Origin of the sequence: Achromobacter aegrifaciens (genome assembly GCF_902859965.1) — a bacterium.
GTDB lineage: Bacteria > Pseudomonadota > Gammaproteobacteria > Burkholderiales > Burkholderiaceae_B > Achromobacter > Achromobacter aegrifaciens.
Genome location: NZ_CADIKO010000001.1, coordinates 1303553 through 1320876, shown reverse-complemented (window position 1 = coordinate 1320876; position 17324 = coordinate 1303553). Strand labels below are relative to the sequence as shown.

13 protein-coding genes are annotated in these 17324 nt (G+C 62.7%); 12 read left to right on the top strand and 1 reads right to left on the bottom strand.

Annotation, left to right across the window (positions count from 1 at the left end):
• Nucleotides 1-94 precede the first annotated feature (94 nt).
• Both HV793_RS06110 and HV793_RS06105 read left to right on the top strand, forming a co-directional pair.
• Complete coding sequence (locus tag HV793_RS06110) at nt 95-1417, top strand: UDP-glucose dehydrogenase family protein (RefSeq protein WP_054455429.1); 1323 nt, start codon at nt 95-97, stop codon at nt 1415-1417.
• Nucleotides 1414-2472 carry a glycosyltransferase family 4 protein gene (locus HV793_RS06105; protein WP_175212840.1) on the top strand — a complete coding sequence of 353 codons (1059 nt, stop codon included), beginning with the start codon at nt 1414-1416 and terminating at the stop codon, nt 2470-2472. Before HV793_RS06110 ends, HV793_RS06105 begins: the two co-directional genes overlap by 4 nt.
• Nucleotides 2473-2483: 11 nt before the next feature.
• Here HV793_RS06105 and HV793_RS06100 read toward each other — a convergent pair whose 3' ends face one another.
• Complete coding sequence (locus HV793_RS06100; RefSeq protein WP_175212839.1) at nt 2484-2972, bottom strand: Lrp/AsnC family transcriptional regulator; 489 nt, start codon at nt 2970-2972, stop codon at nt 2484-2486.
• A 152-nt stretch (nt 2973-3124) separates the two neighbouring features.
• Here HV793_RS06100 and glmS point away from each other — a divergent pair, with 152 nt between their 5' ends.
• The 10 genes from glmS (at nt 3125) to HV793_RS06050 (ending at nt 17324) form a co-directional block, all read left to right on the top strand.
• Complete coding sequence (gene glmS, locus HV793_RS06095; RefSeq protein WP_054455423.1) at nt 3125-4957, top strand: glutamine--fructose-6-phosphate transaminase (isomerizing); 1833 nt, start codon at nt 3125-3127, stop codon at nt 4955-4957.
• Between the two features lie 167 nt (nt 4958-5124).
• Complete coding sequence (locus HV793_RS06090) at nt 5125-5853, top strand: hypothetical protein (RefSeq protein WP_175212838.1); 729 nt, start codon at nt 5125-5127, stop codon at nt 5851-5853.
• 206 nt (nt 5854-6059) lie between these two features.
• Nucleotides 6060-7085 carry a helix-turn-helix transcriptional regulator gene (locus HV793_RS06085; protein ID WP_175212837.1) on the top strand — a complete coding sequence of 342 codons (1026 nt, stop codon included), beginning with the start codon at nt 6060-6062 and terminating at the stop codon, nt 7083-7085.
• 100 nt (nt 7086-7185) lie between these two features.
• A complete protein-coding gene (locus HV793_RS06080; RefSeq protein WP_175180361.1) occupies nt 7186-7350 on the top strand; it encodes a hypothetical protein in 165 nt (54 codons plus the stop codon).
• Between the two features lie 434 nt (nt 7351-7784).
• Nucleotides 7785-8663, top strand: coding sequence for a GTPase (locus tag HV793_RS06075; protein WP_175212836.1), 879 nt, complete (start codon nt 7785-7787; stop codon nt 8661-8663).
• A 56-nt stretch (nt 8664-8719) separates the two neighbouring features.
• Nucleotides 8720-9271 carry a hypothetical protein gene (locus HV793_RS06070; protein ID WP_175212835.1) on the top strand — a complete coding sequence of 184 codons (552 nt, stop codon included), beginning with the start codon at nt 8720-8722 and terminating at the stop codon, nt 9269-9271.
• Nucleotides 9271-11148 carry a dynamin family protein gene (locus HV793_RS06065; protein ID WP_175212834.1) on the top strand — a complete coding sequence of 626 codons (1878 nt, stop codon included), beginning with the start codon at nt 9271-9273 and terminating at the stop codon, nt 11146-11148. Before HV793_RS06070 ends, HV793_RS06065 begins: the two co-directional genes overlap by 1 nt.
• 62 nt (nt 11149-11210) lie before the next feature.
• Nucleotides 11211-12857 (top strand): dynamin family protein, encoded by a 1647-nt coding sequence (locus HV793_RS06060; protein ID WP_175212833.1) that lies wholly within the window; start codon nt 11211-11213, stop codon nt 12855-12857.
• Between the two features lie 83 nt (nt 12858-12940).
• Nucleotides 12941-14572 (top strand): ATP-binding domain-containing protein, encoded by a 1632-nt coding sequence (locus HV793_RS06055; protein WP_175212832.1) that lies wholly within the window; start codon nt 12941-12943, stop codon nt 14570-14572.
• A 55-nt stretch (nt 14573-14627) separates the two neighbouring features.
• Nucleotides 14628-17324, top strand: a complete 2697-nt coding sequence (locus HV793_RS06050; RefSeq protein WP_175212831.1) for a PD-(D/E)XK nuclease family protein — start codon at nt 14628-14630, stop codon at nt 17322-17324.

Genomic DNA, 17324 nt, shown 5'->3' with positions numbered 1-17324 from the left:
GGCGGGCTTGGGCCCCCGGCCGCTTCTATAATGACGGCCGGCGCCGGATTGAGTCATCTGGCGCAACGATTACCTATTTTGAAGGCGTTCAGGCATGAAGATCACGGTCGTGGGTACCGGTTACGTGGGGTTGGTGTCGGGGGCGTGCCTGGCCGACATGGGCAACGACGTCATGTGTCTGGACGTGGACGCGGCGAAGATCGCCCTCTTGCGCCAGGGCGGCATTCCCATCTATGAGCCGGGCCTCGAAGACCTGGTGCGCCGCAACGTGCAGGCGGGCCGCCTGCATTTCACCGACGACGTCGCGCAGAGCGTGGCTTTCGGCGACGTGCAGTTCATCGCCGTCGGCACCCCGCCCGGCGAGGACGGTTCGGCCGACCTGAAATACGTGCTGGCCGCCGCCCAGAACATCGCTCGCCACATGACGTCGCGCAAGCTCATCGTGGACAAGTCCACCGTGCCGGTGGGCACGGCCGACAAGGTGCGCGATGTCGTGGCGCGTGAATTGGCCGCACGCGGCGTGGACATCCCCTTCAGCGTGGCGTCCAACCCCGAGTTCCTGAAGGAAGGCGCCGCCATCAACGACTTCATGAGCCCGGACCGGGTCGTGGTCGGCGCGGACGACGACTACACCATCGGCGTCATGCGTCGCATCTACGAGCCCTTCCAACGCACCCACGACCGCCTGATGGTGATGGACGTGCGTTCGGCCGAGCTGACCAAGTACGCCGCCAACGCCATGCTGGCCACGCGCATTTCCTTCATGAACGAAATGGCGAACCTGGCTGAAGCCCTGGGCGCGGATATCGAACAAGTGCGCCGCGGCATCGGCGCCGACCCGCGCATCGGCTATCACTTCCTGTATCCCGGCGCGGGCTACGGCGGCTCCTGCTTCCCCAAGGACGTGCAGGCGCTGGTCAACACAGCCGCCGAGAACGCCTTGCCCATGCGCGTCATCGAGGCCGCCGAGGCTGCCAACCACGCGCAGAAATTCCGCTTGTCCGAAAAACTGGTGGCGCGTTTCGGCGAAGACCTCAAGGGCCGCAAGATCGCGCTGTGGGGCCTGTCCTTCAAGCCCAACACCGATGACATGCGCGAAGCGCCCAGCCTGACAGTCATCGCCGAACTGACGCGCCGCGGCGCCGAGGTGCGCGCCTATGACCCCGTCGCCATGCACGAGGCCGCGCGCGCGCTGGCCGGCAAGCCCGGCATCAGCTTCGCCACCGACATGTACGACGCGCTGGACGGCGCCGACGCGCTCCTGATCGCGACCGAATGGAAGGTCTTCCGCGCGCCCGACTTCGATCGCGTCAAAGCCCTGCTCAAGACTCCGCTCATCATCGACGGCCGCAATCTCTACACGCCCGCGGACGTGCGCGGCCTGGGATTCGAGTACTCGGGCATCGGCCGCGCATGAAGATCCTGCAACTGAACTTCGAGAAGGGCTGGCGCGGCGGCGAACGGCAGACGCTGTACTGCATGCGCGCATTCCGCAAGGCTGGCCACGACGTCGAAGTGATGTGCCGCGAAGGCGCGCCCTTGGCCGAGCGCGCGCGCCAGGAGGGCTTCGTGGCCCATACCTGCCGCAACGTGCCGGGGCAGCTGGCCTTCCTGGCCGGCGCCGGCCGCTACGACATAGTTCATGCCCAGACCGCCAACACCATCACCTGGGCGGTCCTCACCAAATGGCTGCACCGCCGGCCGGTGGCGTTTTCCCGCCGCACGTCCTTCGTGGTCAAACCCGGCGACGAATGGAAGACCGGCTTCAAGTGGCGCCACGCCGACCTGTTCGTGGCGATCAGCGAGATGGCCGCCGGCGAGCCGCGCCGCCTGGGGATCGAGCCCGTCATCATCCGCAGCGCCGTCGAGCCGCACCAGATCGACACCGAGAATGTCGCCCGGCTGGTGCGGGAATTCGATCTGGCCGGCAAGAAGGTCATGGCCACGTCGGCCGCGCTGATCCGCGACAAGGACCCGGTCACGCTGGTGCGCGCCGTGGCCGAATTGGCCAAGACGCGCCGCGACTTCGTGTTCCTGCACTTCGGCGCCGGCGGCGACCGCGAGCAGCAGGCCAAGGATGAGGCGCGCAAGCTCGGCATCGAGGATGTCTATCGCTTCGCCGGCTTTCGCAAGGGCGTGGAAGATTTCTACAGCATCCTCGACGTGTTCGTCATGAGCTCCGAGGAAGAGGCCCTGGGCAGCAGCGTGCTGGATGCTTTCCTGCAACGCGTGCCGGTGGTGTCCACCGATGCTGGCGGCCTGAAGGAAAGCCTGGCCGACGGACGCGGCGTGCTGTGCGCCGTGGGTGATTTCCAGGCCATGGCGCAGGGCATGGCGCGCTGCCTGGACGACGCGGCCTTCCGCCAGGAAGTCACCGAGCGCGCCTATGCCTACGTGCGAGACGAGCACGACGTGCAGAAGATGGGCAACCGCTACCTGGCGCAGTTCGAGCGCCTGATCGCCCGCCGCTGATCCGACCTGCCTCAGGTCCGCAGGTCTATCCGGGTCTCGAACTTGGCGCGATGCACCGAGAAGAACGTGCGCACATTGCGCACGTTGGCCTGCGCGGTGAAAGCGCGGTGCACCAGCGCGTGATAGGCCGGCATGTCCTTCACCTGCGCGATCACCACGAAATCCGGCCCGGGCGATACCCGGTAGCACTGCAGCACCGCGGACTCGACCAGCATGCTTTGCTCGAACGCGTCCAGGCTCTCAGCCGCCTGCACGTCCAGCGTGATCTCGACGATGGCGGTCAGCGTGCTGCCCAGCTTTTCCGCCGCCAGGATGGCCACCTGCCTGTCTATCACCCTTTCATCCACCAGCCGCCGCACCCGCCGCAGGCAGGTCGGAGGCGAGGCATGCACGCGTTGCGCCAGCTCTTGGTTGGTCAGCGAGCTGTCTTCTTGTAACTGTTCAAGAATGCGCCGGTCCAGATCATCCAGCTCTGGCAGGGAAATCTGTGCGTTTTGCATGATTAATTTCAAAAAAATGATCTAGAAGAAATATTATTTAATCACAATCATGTAAGGGAATTAACTTCCATTTTTTACTGCATAAAGAAATCAAATTTCTTGCGGGGACGGGCACAATGCGTCGGTACACGAACTTACCGGAGCACTCTCCTATGTGCGGCATTGTTGGCGCCGTCGCCCAGCGCGACATCACCCCGATCCTCGTTGAAGGCCTCAAGCGCCTTGAGTACCGCGGCTACGACTCCTGCGGCGTCGCCGTCTACGCCGACGGCCATCTGCGCCGCACGCGCAGCACGCAACGCGTGGCCGAATTGGCCGAACAGGTTGCGCAGGACAAGGTCAGCGGCTTCACCGGCATCGCCCACACCCGCTGGGCTACCCACGGCGTGCCGGCCACGCACAATGCCCACCCGCACTTCTCGCGCCTGGGCAACGACGAGCCGCGCATCGCGCTGGTCCACAACGGCATCATCGAGAACCACGACGAACTGCGCGCCGAGCTGCAGGCCGTGGGCTATGTCTTCGAAAGCCAGACCGATACCGAAGTGATCGCGCACCTGGTCAACCACCTGTATGCCGGCGACCTGTTCGAAGCCGTGCAGAACGCCGTGCGCCGCCTGCATGGCGCCTACGCCATCGCCGTGTTCTGCCGCGACGAGCCGCACCGCGTGGTCGGCGCGCGCCAAGGCTCGCCGCTGGTCGTGGGCGTGGGCCAGAACGAGAACTTCCTGGCTTCCGACGCGCTGGCCCTGGCCGGCACCACCGACCAGATCATCTACCTGGAAGACGGCGACGTCGTCGACCTGCAGCTCTCGCGCGTCTGGATCGTGGACGCCAACGGCAAGAACGTGGACCGCGAAGTCCACACCGTGCACGTGCATACCGGCGCGGCCGAACTCGGCCCTTACCGCCACTACATGCAGAAGGAAATCTTCGAGCAGCCGCGCGCCGTGGGCGACACGCTGCAGGACATCGAAGCCATCACGCCCGAACTCTTCGGCGACCAGGCCTACAAGATCTTCAAGGACGTCGATTCCCTGCTGATCCTGGCCTGCGGCACCAGCTACTACGCCGGCTTGACCGCCAAGTACTGGATCGAGTCCATCGCCAAGATCCCCGTGGCGGTGGAAATCGCCAGCGAATACCGCTATCGCGACAGCGTGCCCAACCCACGCTCGTTGGTGGTCACGATCTCGCAGTCCGGCGAAACCGCCGACACCCTGGCCGCGCTCAAGCATGCGCGCTCGCTGGGCATGGAAAACACGCTGACCATCTGCAACGTGTCCACCAGCGCCATGGTGCGCGAGTGCAAGCTGTCGTACATCACGCGTGCCGGCGTCGAGATCGGCGTGGCTTCCACCAAGGCCTTCACCACCCAGCTCACCGCGCTGTTCCTGCTGACCCTGGCATTGGCCCAGGTACGCGGCCACCTGACCGAAGAGCAGGAAGCCGAACACCTGAAGGCGCTGCGCCACCTGCCCGTGGCCATCGGCTCGGTGCTGGCCCTGGAGCCCCAGATCATGGCCTGGGCCGACCGCTTCGCCTCCAAGGAAAACGCCCTGTTCCTGGGCCGCGGCATGCACTACCCGATCGCCCTGGAAGGCGCGCTCAAGCTCAAGGAAATCAGCTACATCCACGCCGAAGCCTACCCGGCCGGCGAACTCAAGCACGGCCCGCTGGCCCTGGTGACCGAGCACATGCCCGTGGTCACCATCGCGCCCAAGGACGAACTGCTGGAAAAGCTGAAGTCCAACATGCAGGAAGTGCGCGCGCGCGGCGGCGAGCTGTATGTCTTCGCCGATGCCGACAGCAAGATCCAGAGCGCCGAAGGCATGCACGTGATCCGCATGCCCGAGCACTACGGCAAGCTTTCGCCCATCCTGCACACCATCCCGCTGCAGCTGCTGTCGTACCACACGGCGTGCGCGCGAGGCACGGACGTGGACAAGCCGCGTAATCTGGCCAAGAGCGTGACGGTGGAGTAAACCCGGTCGCCTCAAGAAAAATGCCGCTCCAGTAGCGGCATTTTTTTTCACAATATCCCGGACGACTCCTGCGGGCAAGAGAATAAATACAAGCAATGCGGCCTTCGGGACAGCTAATGTCCGGACCGCGATCCAAACTGCGTATTCCCAATTCAAGTGGAGACGCAGTGTCGGACTCGATAGCAATCCGTGGAATTCATACCGCATCCAATCGCCCCGCGGTTTCCCTGCACGGCTGGGGCATGCCTGCGGAGGATATCGTCTTGCTTGTGCGGCAGCTTGCACGGGAAATGCCGGTCTTTGATTGGCACGCGGATACGGACGCGCCGCAGGGCGCGCTATCGCTGCATCTTGTCGACTTTGCCGCGCTGACAGGAAAAGGGCGCGCCGTATGGAATACCTTTGGCCCGATCGAGGCCATGCGTCAGGCTCGTGAGCAGGGCGTGGCCGCATTGGCTCTGTGCCGCGGCCGGGTCAGCCAGTTGCCCGCCGTTCGCAAGGGCGTCTGGGTCATGGCGGCGGACAAGCCTTGGGCGTCCGCCGTGCAAACACTGGTGCGAGCGCTGTCGGCTCTGGAATGGAACCGTACGGAAGGCTACAAGGCCGTGCATGCATGGCGCGCCGCGCGCAGGTTCGCCGACGCCAATCTTCTTTCCGTTCTTGGTTTTGATGAAACCGCCGTCGGATTTTCGGAGGTGCTGCGTGAGGCGCTGACCGCATTGCTGATGCAGCCGGCCGCGCTAGCGGTTGCCGGCGTCCCCGAACGGGAGTTGCAGCGCACGATCATCGAAGCGGGTTTGCATGAATTGCAGCCTTTGACCGCCGCGCCCATGACTTTGGATGGTGCGATGCGCGTGGATGCGTTGCTGGGTTTTGAGTGGCCTGTGCTCGAGTAAATCCAGCCGATTATTTTTATCGGGATTTTGCGCCTCCGGTTGTCGTCACGCGTTGCGGATGCAGGAGGGGCGCGCGATGCCCAGCGGTTCCGCTTCATGAGGGATTATTCCCTTGCACTGGCGCCTGACTACGCGGGTTATGTTCGCTCTGGTAAATTCCAGTTAACCATCGTAATAATTCCTAATCGAAGCGAGCGAGTCCCTGCATGCCCCCGCTGGTTGCCAATATATTTCATGTTTTGAAGGACGCCGAACAAGGCGGGCACTTCATGAGTACGCCGGAAATACACCGGGCGTTGTGCAGGTCAGATCCCGATCCTCCCGTCGTCAAGACGGTTCTGCGCACATTGCAGAAGCTGCTTGACCAGCAACTGGTGGAATGCGAAAGGCGCGGGACGGCACTCGTTTGGCGCAGGTGCGCCGGCGCTGGCGGCGTGCCCGCCAGGGCCGCAGGCCTGATGACGCATGAACAGGCGCTGGCGCTTCAGACCTTGAAGCGCTTTTCATCCCGTCAGATTCCGTCGCTGGTTTCCGAATCGCTGTCTTCCCTGTTCGACACCGCCGAGAAACGGCTGGGCGTTTCTCACAGCGACAGCGAACGCCGCTATCGGAAATGGGTGGATAAAGTAGAAGTAGAAAGCGGCGCTTTTGCCTTGCAGCATCCAGCTATAGACTCAAACACCTTTTCCACCGTGTCGCGCGCTCTGTTTTTCGAGCAGAAACTGGAAGTGGTTTATCGCGTTCGCTCCAAAGCGGATCAGGAAACGACGAAGATAATCGACCCGTTGGGATTGGTCGAGGTGGGCGGGGTGATCTATCTCGTTGCGGCCATTGCGGGCTATGCCAAGCCCGCAATGTACCGGCTTGACAGGGTGGTCAGCGCCAGCATGTTGCCGGAGATATTCGCCTATCCACGGGAATTCAGCCTGGCCGAGTATGTGAAGCAGCAGCGGCAGTTCGATTTCATGGTTGAGGGCGCGGTGGAAGTGGAATTGCGCTTTCTCAATGGCGCAGGCAATCATCTGATTGAATCGCCGTTATCCGATGATCAAGTGGTGCAGTACATCGGATCCGAACTGCGGGTCACGGGCACGGTCTTGCTCAGCAAACGTTTGCGCTGGTGGCTGCGGTCGTTCGGCCCCAACGTAGAAGTCTTGGGACCTGAGGCATTGCGCGAGGAAATGGCCGCCGAAGTGCGCGCACTTTCGGCGCTATATGCGACGCACGCATGAATGCGTAGGGGATCGGGACATGTAATGTCCCGATCCCCTCCTATTCTGTCCGGGATGCGGCAGTCATCTTGCCGCCGATCTTGCCTATCCCGGAGTACACATGATCAACAACAACGCCACGCCCCTGGAACACCTGGCCGCATTCGCCATTGTGTTCGTGACAGGTGTATTGAGCACTGCAATCCTGGGCCGATATATCGATGCAGTCAGGCGAGATGGGGTAGAAGACGCCTGCGGAAAAATGACTGAGCCAGGCGCCAACTGATAGCGTTCCCCATATCTCGTTCTGCTTACCCTGGAGTCGCAGCATGCCTGTCCGTCCCCGGCCATTCACTCAAATATGCACCCAATGCAACTGGATACGGACATTTGCGCCCGCCAGTGACGCGCTTGTCGTCGGGCGGGATATTGCGGCGCATTGCCCAAAATGCCAATCAAAGCAACTGCGATGCGTCGTACCTTCCACGCTCGCACTGATTTCGAGTCGGCTGAAACAGCTGCTGAACGCGGAATAAAGTGCGAGGAACTCACGGTGTTTCTCGATTCGGGTGCGAAGCGATGGCACTACCATCCGCCAAATGTCCCAATCAGGTGCGGTTCCATGTGGATATAAATGCGTCATTCAACTCATGTATGATAATGTATCAAATAAATTCAAATAGATATTTCAATTTATTGGACGCCCAGTAGCAGAACGCCATGAACCCTGAAGTCCCGTATTGTCTACGACATCATCCCGCCATTGCGGATGCCTATTTGGCGTACCAGTCAAACAAGAACGCGCTGAACGAAGCGGACATGAGGGTGGCAGCCTGCGGCATTTATAACGCGGGTAAGAGTTCTCTGCTCAATACGCTGGTAGACAAGGTCGGGGACGGTGCCGAGGCATTCAAGACCGGTGATGTGCGCATTACCACCACGGTCGCCGAATGGAAGGTCAACCAACTTACGTTCGTCGACACTCCCGGCGTGGATGGCGCCGATGAAGATGATGAAGCGGCTTGGCAAGGCGTGCTCCGCAGCGATTATTTTCTTTATGTCCACCGCCTGAGCGCAGTGGAATTCGAGCAGCGCGAACTTCAGTTCCTGAAACGGCTGAAAGAACACACGCACGGTCTCGAATCACGGCTGGCGCTCGTGATCAGTCAGATCGACGGCGTCGGCAGCGACGCCGATGTGTCGCGTTACGACACCACCATCCGCAAGACATTTGCCGATGCCGTGGGATTCGAACCCGAACAGGTCTTTCCCGTATCGGTGGTCCGTTACATAAAGGGAACACAGGAAGCAAAGCCGGTATTGGTCGCCCGCAGCGGTATTCCCGCGTTGAAGCAATGGATCGATCTGATCAGCAGCCCGCCAGCGCAGGCCCGGTGGCAGCGCCTGCGCGCCGACCGCCTCGATGCCGAGAAAGAAGCCTTGGCGCAGCAGTTCCTTGCGCTTGCCGAGGACGTGGACTCGGACATCCAGACGGCCATGGCGGAGCGGCAGTCGCGGTTGCGGTCGCTGGAAAAGGACACGGCCGGTCTGCTGGGCACCATCAAGGCCGGTCTCAAACGCATCGATTCCCTCGCATGATCCGCCGCGCGTGCAACGCTCGTGCGGCTCTTGCCCTTCCCAGAAGGTAAATCCCCATGTTGCCCTTTCTTCTTGCCGGTGGCCTCGTGGCAGGCCTCGGAAAACTGATCTACGACGCTTTGAGCGACGACGGCAGTACGTCGTCCAGTGACGATTCCGCGGACGCGCAGGCCAAGGCGGCGCAAGCGCAGCGAAATAAGGAGATCCGCCGCAAGGTCAGCCGGCAACTGCTTGCCGACACCGAGACCGCGGTAGCGTTTCTGCTGGACAAGCACGCCGTCCTAGTAACGGGACGGACGAAGCCCGCCCCGGCCGAACCGGTGGAAGAACTTGTGCTCGCCGCCAATCCCGCCGGCAGCTGGTCATTTCCGACAGGACGCACGGGGCAGTCCCGTGAGACCCAGGCCAGCAATGCCGGCGACGCCGCCTTGTCCATCGAAACCCTGCGTGAGTTGTGCGAAAACCTGGACACGAAGAGGGGATTTGATGCCCTGAAACCCTTGACAGCCGAATTGGCTTACACGCAGGACTACCTGGAAGAACGCAAGACCATCGCGCAAATGCGCAAGCAGCGGAACGCGCTCAGAACTCTTGCCGAGACCTTGTGATGAACGACGCCATGACGTATGACACCGCCACACCTTTCAATGATGGACACGCCACGCTGACTCGCGACGAGTTTCTGCAGGTGTTTCAGGAACTTGCGGGAAAGTTCGATGAAAACAAGCGTAAGGCCTCGACGACCGAGGAAGTTTTTTTTGCACGACTGAACAAGTGCCGCTTGTTGGCCAACGGTGATCCGTTTCCGTCGGACAGCCTCAAGGCCGACCATCCTCTGCGGATACTCCAGCGTGACGCGATTGAGCGGGTCAAGCAGGTCTTCAACTCGTGGGACAAGGGGATCAAGGCGCTTGAGACGCACGCGCGATTCAAGGAGCGGCTTGGAGATTCGCTGCTGATCTTCGTGTACGGTAAGGTCAAGGCCGGAAAATCCTCGCTCGGCAACTACGTTGCGCGGGGGTGCACCACTCCCCCAGCCCTGCAGGCCGGGCAGGCCGGCGCGCCCGCTTTTTTTGTACAGGAAGGCAGTGGACTGACTGAAAAGGTCAGCGACGACTCAATCCGCCGATCCGGCGCCTTCAAGGTCGGCGAAGCCGAGACGACCAGCGCCATCCAGGGTTTCCAATTGCCCGGGCTGACCTGGGTGGATTCGCCTGGCCTACATTCAAAACATGGCGAGAACGGCGAATTGGCGCAGAAGTACGTAGATGCCGCCGACATGATCCTGTATCTCACCAGCTCCATCGCGCCCTGCAAGCGCAGTGATCTGATTGAATTACAGGCGTTGGGCCGCAAGGAGCACAATCTGGCAGTCCTGATCACGGGCAGCGATCGGTGGATCGAAGACATCGACGAAAACGACGAACTGGTCAAAGAGCTGGCAATGAAGACGCCGGCGGACCGCGATCTGCAACTCAACTACGTACGCGCTTCGTTGCGGCAACTGCCGGACGGCGAGCCGAGCCAATCGGATGCCGTCATGAACAGAACCATGCAGCGTGCGCAGGTGCATTCCGTGTCGGTCGCCTATGCACAAAAGCATCCCGACGCGGCTGGCATGAAACGCAGCGGCATGGGCGGCATGCTCCATGATGTGGCCATGCTGGCCCAGGGCGCAGGGGTGCGCGACAAGCTGGTCCGCCCGCTGAAGAACATGCGGTCCTTTCTGCATGACATGGAGGCGGAGCATCTACCCACAATACAGACCCGCCTGAACGACCTGAGCGCGTCCATTGCAATGACGAAGAGCCAAACCGAGGTCGAGGCTCGCCAGCGAATCCAGGAGATAGCGCTGCGGATAGCTCCGGCTGTCGACGAACTGATCGAGCGGCATGCCAAGTCCAATGACAGCCGCGCGTTCAAGACTGATCTGGCTCGCGCATACTCGAGCTGGCTGGGTGAAGCCCGCGACGCCATTGCCGCCGCCTATGCTGCATCTCTGGGCACGCGCCTGACGCGTGCGATGGATTCGGCGATTGACTTGATTCCCGACTTCCAAGATGTGATCAAGAAAATTCCCCGCCGCAGCACCGTCAATGCCAAGCGCGGCGCTGCGTTGGGCGGGATCCTGTCCGGATTGGCTGCGACGCTGGTTCCGGGCGGCGTGGTGGTTGCCTTGGGTGCGGCATTCATATCCTCAACCCTCGGCGGGCTGGCGGGCAACAAGATTGGCTCGACCCTGGATGACACCGAAATCATCGATATGGTGATCGGCAATAACGCGCAGGCAGTGGGCGCGCAGGCACGCAAGACGATACGCGAGAAGTTCGGTCGCGATACGGAGAATACGCTCACTGCCCTGATTCTGGCCTGCTATGTGGAACTGGAAGCATGGCTGTCCAACCTGAACCAGGAAGTGAACCAGGTCGCCGCGACGACCCGCGCATTGCTGTCCGAACTCGACGCGCAGATTCCCGCCGCTTGAACTTCTTGCACGGGCGATGCGGCCATGGCCGCCGCCCCAACTACTTTATCGATGACACCGCCATGACGACTGAAAACCCGCTGATTCGTTTGCACGAGAACTTTATCGAAATCCGCCCTACGCTGGAAGCCGTCTTCCAGGGCGATGCCGACGCGCTGGCGCAAGTGGCGCTGACCGCGGAAAAGCTTGCCAAAGACGCACGTGAGGGGAAGCTCAGTACCCTGGTGTTCGGACATTACAACGCCGGCAAATCGACGTTCATCAACGCGTTGCTCGGCCGTGAAGCGGCAGCCATGGGAGATGTTCCGCTGACCGCGGATGTCAAGCCCTACGACTGGCGCGGGCATGTGCTCTTTGACTCGCCTGGCATTGATGCGCCGATCGAACATGAAGCGGTCACGGACGATTTCCTGCGGAACGACTGCAATGCCATCATCTTCGTGATCTCTACGGGAGGCGCCGTGGAAGAAGCGTCGACCTGGGATCGCCTGTGTAGCTTCGTCCGCGACAAGAAGGCGGTGCTCATCGTCATCAACGACAAGGCCGGTCTGGACCTCAATGGAACCGAGTTCGTGCGGATACGCACAACGGTTTATCAGAACATGCAGTTGGCGGCCGCTAGGCTAGGCATGAAAGATCCCGTGCAGGACATCGATGTGATCCACGTCAAGTCCCAGACCGCGCTCAAAGCCCGGCTGGAGGATAAGCCGACACTTCTGGCGCGCACCGGCATTCAGGAGGCCGAAGAAGTATTGCGGCGCTTTTTCAGCACGGCCACCGAGAAGATCCTGCGCTCGGACAGCGAACGCGCCCGCAAACAGGCCAACGAAGCGCTCGATCGGCTGGCACAGCAATCCGGCGACGAGGCCCACTTCGCGTTGACGGCATGCCGCCACAAAGTCGAACAAGAGCGCACCCGGCTCGACCGGGCGCTTGTGGAGGCCGTGCGCGAGCTGGCCGCTCGCGAAGTCAGTAAGGCCCAGGACGACGTGGCCCGGCTGGAGTTGCGCAATGGCGAGCAAGTGAGCCAGCTGCTCACCGATATCCTGGACCAATCGCAGCTGCGGCTCCAGAATGGGCTCGCAAGACAGTTGCAGATAGAGTTAGAACGCACCGACATCGTGGTGCGCGACGCAGCCAAGCTCTTGTCCCAGTTCGTCGCGAAGGGAAACGCGGAGCTGGACCAGGTACAACTGCAGGCTACCGCGCCTTCTTATGATGAATCGGAGGAAGCTGCTGGCCGCAGGAGTTCGGCATGGTTCGACACCATCAAGGGGGTCGACACGAAATCATGGACTGAATCAGGCGTCAAAGAGCTGCTGAAATACGGCAAGGAGTGGTTCCCTGGCCTGTTCAAGGGCATCGGCCCCAAAACGATGGGCAAATGGGCGGGCAAGGCCGGCAAGGCCGTCGGCCCGCTGTTGGCCATCGGTCAGGGTGCCTGGGAGTTGTATCAGGCGAGCCAGGAGGAAGCCGCGCAGCGGGAGCGGCATCGCAAGTTCGTCGAACAGGTCATGACGGTCGTGCGTCGGGCTTTCGACGATGCGGCGATGGAGTACGAATTGAAGACCAACCGGATCGCCAGGGACGCGCTGACGCCCATTTTGGAGGCGCTGGATCGGCGCACGACAGAGCTGCAATCGCAGAGCGAGACGCAACGGGTGCTGCAGGAACGCCTGGCGTCCTGGACGCGCAATCTCGAGCATTGAAGTTGAGAACACCGACGGCCGCCGTGTGGATGCGATCGCGGCGGCAACGCCGGTGATGCTTTTCGCAAAGGGAGTACAGCACGATGGCGCGTCTGGTGCCGGATGGTTGGCAGGCCATGGATGCCATAGGCGGCATGCGCCGGGAATTCGAGACCCTGGAGCTATTGGCCAAGGGCTTGCCGGAGGGATACACGGTCTATCACGCGGTGCACTGGACCAATATCGAACGCGCTCATGCCATCCATGGCGAAGTCGATTTCGTCATCGTGAACCGCGCCGGCTACATGATGCTGGTCGAGCAGAAGTGCGGCCCGCTGGAGGAAACCCCGGACGGTTTGGCCAAGAACTATGGCGGAAAGCTGAAATCCGTGCCCGCGCAGATGGGACGGACGGTGAACAGCTTTCGCCACAAGGTGGCGCAGGCGATTCCGGATGAATATTTGACGATCGAGCATCTGCTCTATTGTCCGGATTACTTCTGTCAATCGCCGCACACCGCCGGCGTGGTGGCGGAGCGTATCGTCGACGCCAGCCGCCGCGAGAATCTTTGCGCGGTGATCCAGCAAATTCTTCCCGTGGGTCTGGATGGTCCTGGGTATATGCGGATCGACCGCTTTCTGTGCGACGTCATTCAACTGGAGGCCGATGCCAGTGTCCTGGTGGGTCAGGCGCAAGCCTTGATGACGCGGGTTTCCAGCGGCCTGGCGTACTGGGCGCGCCAGATCGACATGACGCCCTTCCGCTTGCGGGTGATCGGCACGGCCGGATCCGGCAAGACGCAGTTGGCCATGGCGGAATTCCGCGCGGCGATCGACGCCGGCCTGCGGCCGCTGTATCTGTGCTTCAACAGGCCACTGGCAGACCATATTTCCCGCATCGTGCCGGCGGGCGGCATGGTGAGCACATTCCACATGCTGTGCGCGCGGCTGGTCTGGCAGTCGGGCGCGCGGCCGGACCTGGACGGCGCACGGGCGTTCGAACAGCTTGTCACCGCCTGCGCGGCCCTGCCCGTGCCGCCAGACATGGTCTTCGATACGGTCATCGTGGACGAAGGCCAGGACATCAAGGCCGACTGGCTGGATCTGATCTTGCGGCACGCCCACGATGACGCCCGTATTCTGTGGCTTGAAGACCCGATGCAGAAGCTGTATCGCCATGCTGGCGCCGTGCTGCCGGCATGGACGCGCTTGCGCGCAGACAAGAACTTCCGCAGTCCGCGCGCGGTGGTGCAACTGCTACAGGCCCTGGTCCCGGATGACACGAACCTGGTGTCGGCATCGCCCCTCCCCGGCCACGAACTGGAGTTCCTGGTCTACCGCGACAACGCGGAACTGCTGGACCGAGTCAAGGAAGGCGTGAGCCTGTGCCTGTCGGCCGGGTTTGCCGTTTCCGATATCGCCTTGCTGAGTTTTCGAGGCCGCGACAGCTCTCGCATCCTTGTCTACGACCAGTTGGGTCCGTACGCATTGAAGAAATTTCTCGGCACCTACGATGCCGAGGGACAGCCACAGCATTCAGAGGGCGTGCTGGTGGCCGAAACCGTGCACCGCTTCAAGGGCCAGTCGGCGCCAGCGGTGGTGTTGTCGGAGATTGACTTTGAATCGCTGGGCGACGAAGAGGTCCGCCGTCTGTTCGTCGGCGCAACCCGCGCCGCCATGAAACTGGTGCTGGTTTTGTCCGAAGGCGCGGCAGCCCAATTGTTGGCGCGCGTCTGATGCGCGCAGTCGCCCTGACGCGGCCGGCCATGACCGATACGATTGGAGAGTGAGCGTGAAACAAGAACCGCAGATTGCAGGCACGGGGTTGAGCGTTACCCTCGGTCTCCATGTGGACAAATGGCTAGGCCCGCATCCGGATACTGGCCTCGGCCGCGTGACGCTGGGTCGGGCCGCCTTCCTGGCCATGCTGGAAACCTGGCTGGGCTTGTCCGGCCTGCCCGTAAGCATCGCGGAGCGCACGGCCGCCTTTCTGCTGGCATTGCGCAAAGTGGAAGGACCTGGACGTTTTTTTCATGACAGCCTGGCGGCTGACGAAATCGGCACCGCCGCCCGTCTGCTGCAATGGCGCGACGAGTGGGTACTGGGCGGATGGACGGGCACGGCGCCGGCCGGCGGGCCATCCCGCCTGGCGGACATGGCCGCCGTCGAGCAGGTCGCGGTCGGGCTGCTGCCGGCGGGCGAAGGCGAGCGTCTGAACGCCGTGCTGCACCGCTTGGATGAGCGTCGCATTCCCTTGAGCGAGATCAACCTGCTCGAGGATCAGCGACTGTTTCCCGCCCTGTGGCGCCGTGTATTGGCGCGCTTCGCGTTGCGAGACGGCAGCGAGCCGCTCCCGTCCGCCGCACCCTCGACGCAATTGGGACGGCTGCAACGCGCTGTGTTGAGCGCCGTATCGACACCGGACGCGTTTCCCTCCTTGATCGACTTGAACGGCGACGATGGCACGATCACGGTTGTACGGCCCCAATCCTGCGAAACCGCGGAGCACTGGCTCGCACATCACTACCATGCCAGCCCGGTCAGGCCGCTGCTGGTTAGCGAGCAGCACGGTCCGTCGCTGGATGACACCTTGCGCGTCCATGGCGTGCCCGCTTGCGGCTTTGACGAGTCCAGCGCCCTGCGCCCGGCATTGCAGGCCCTGCCGCTCTGTTTCGAGACCTTCTGGGCGCCGCTGGAGCCGGCGCGGCTGCTCGATTTCCTCATGCACCCTATCGGCCCCTTCGCTGCGTCGGCGCGGCGAGCATTTGCCACGGCGTTCGCCGAACAGCCCGGGATAGGTGGTCCCGAATGGCTGCGGGTACGCGAACAGGTGCTCGCTGCTGCGCCTGACGACGTCCGTCCCGCACTTGCGCAGCGCATTCAGTTCTGGCTGGAATCGCCCCGCCACGCGCGCGCAGCTGGCGTGCCGATCGCCTACGCCATCGAGCGCGTCGATGCGTTGGGCGAGGCGCTGCGCAATCGCCTACGGCATCTGGACGCGAAGGAGGCCGTGGCACGTGACCTCGGCGCAGCGGTCAGCCAGTGTGCGGCCGTACTCGGCAGCCTCAAATCGCTGCAACGCGATGGCGTCGGCGCGGTCCGCCCCCGCTTGCTGGAACAGCTGTGCGCGCAGGCCACCGCCAACGGCGGCAACAATCTGGCCGTGGCGGAAGCCGGCTGCATGGTTAGCGCTGTCGCGCCGGAAGCCTGCGCCCTGGGTCCGGCGCGCGAGGTGGTGTGGTGGATGCCGGCGGCGCCGCGCCTGCCCGCGCCGCACCCGTGGAGCCGTGCCGAACTCGATGCGCTGGCCCAGGCCGGCGTGGAGCTGGTCGATACCGCGCGGGTCATGGGCAGCCTGGCGTCGCTATGGATGCGCCCCTTGTTGACCGCGGCCGAACGCCTGATCCTAATGCTTCCCCCTGCCCCTGCCGAGGACCACCCCGCCTGGCAACTCGTCACCATGCTGGCGCCGAGCTTGCCGGTCTGGCCGCTGGAAGCTCACCCGATGATGCGCGATAAGCTCCAGCCCGTGGCCAGCGCGCCGTTGCCGCGCGCGAGCGGGCTCTGGGAGTTGGACACGGCGGCCGCCTGGCGCGCGGCCTATCCGGTGCCGACGCGCCTGTCGTCGCAGTCATACACCTCGCTGGACCTGCACTTCAACAATCCGGCGATTGCCGTGCTGAAATACGCGGCACGCTTGCGGGCCGGCCGGACCATGAGCGTCGCGAAGGACAATCGCCTGTTCGGCAATCTTGCCCACCAATTGGTCGAGCGGTTATTTGGCAATGGTGACGCCCTGGGCTGGAGCGAGCGGGAATTGGGGGAATGGCTGGAGCCTGAACTTGATAGCGTACTCGAGCAGGAAGGCATGCCCTTGCTGGCGCCGGGCAACAGCATCCGCCTGTTGCAGTTCAAGGATACGGTGCGTCACGCGCTCCGCGCCCTGCTGCGCCATCTGTCCTATGCCGGGGTGACCCGCGTCGAGCCGGAGCGACCGTTGCAAGGACAGGTTGGTGCCCTGCACCTCAATGGCTCCGCGGACTTGCTGCTGCATTTGGCCGATGGGCGGACCGCCGCACTGGATCTCAAGTGGTCGGGGGCAACGCGCTACCGCAAGGCCTTGGCCGAGGGCCGCTTCCTTCAGCTCGCGCTGTATGCGGACATGATCCGGCAGGAGTTGGGCCAGCCGCCCGTGGCAATCGGTTATTTCACATTCCGCGAGGCCACGCTACTAACAACAACGCCAGATCTGTTCGGACCGGACGCTCGCGTCATCCAGCCCCAAAACGAGGTCAATTCGGCGCATTTGGTCATGCAAGCCCGCGCGTCCTGGGCCTGGCGGGTGGGGCAATGGCAGGAAGGCCGGGTCGACGTCATAGCGCGGGGATTGGACCCCGAGCCCGCCCCTCCGCCGCAGGACTGCCTGCCCCTGGGCGAGACCGCGCCATGGCATGGCGAATTCACGGCCTTGTTTGGCAATCGGGAGTAA